The sequence below is a fragment of the Tamlana crocina genome, from assembly GCF_012037625.1.
Map to the genome: position 1 here is coordinate 1 of NZ_JAAVJS010000090.1, position 614 is coordinate 614.

The 614-nt window shown below is 42.8% G+C and carries 1 protein-coding gene; it reads left to right on the plus strand.

What is annotated here, in order from left to right; translation table 11 throughout:
• Positions 1-27: 27 nt before the first annotated feature.
• Positions 28-614: rhodanese-like domain-containing protein (locus HC176_RS15750; RefSeq protein WP_280818693.1), on the plus strand; the 587-nt coding region annotated here is incomplete at its 3' end.

Here is a 614-nt window from a genome sequence, read left to right on the forward strand (position 1 = left end):
CCTTCCAGCACCCTTAGAGATGAACGAATGAGCAACTGGGCTTTTAAAGACCAGACCGAAGAGGAATTCGTAGAAGAGATCCTGAAAGATCAGCCGTTTATTCCTTCCTATTTCGGCTTTAACGTGGACTTGAACCGCAAGGGAGTAGGAAATGTACAGCAGGAAAAATACAGGGTCCCTTTACACATTGGAGTATCCAAAGTAGAAGAAGGGGTGACTGTTGTAGACGCAAGAGATGGAGATGTTTATAAAGCGGGGCATCTTCCAAATAGTATCAACATCATGTCCCGCACAGAAGGCGATAAATATGAAACCTGGTTGGGTGCTATTATTGAGCCCAATGAACCATTTTACCTCGTGGTAAGTTCTGTAAAAGACATCGATGAGCTATTGGAAAGAACAGCCAAGATAGGCTACGAAAAGCAGATGAAAGGGGTGATCACATTAAGTGAAGAAGTCTCTAAAAGATCTGATAATTTCGATCTTCAGGATTTCAAGAACAATAAGGATAAATATACCATAGTTGATATACGGAATGAAAGCGAGCTGGCCGAAGGTAAGATCTTCGACAGGGCACTTGGAATTCCGCTGAACGAACTAAGAAACCGTGCAGG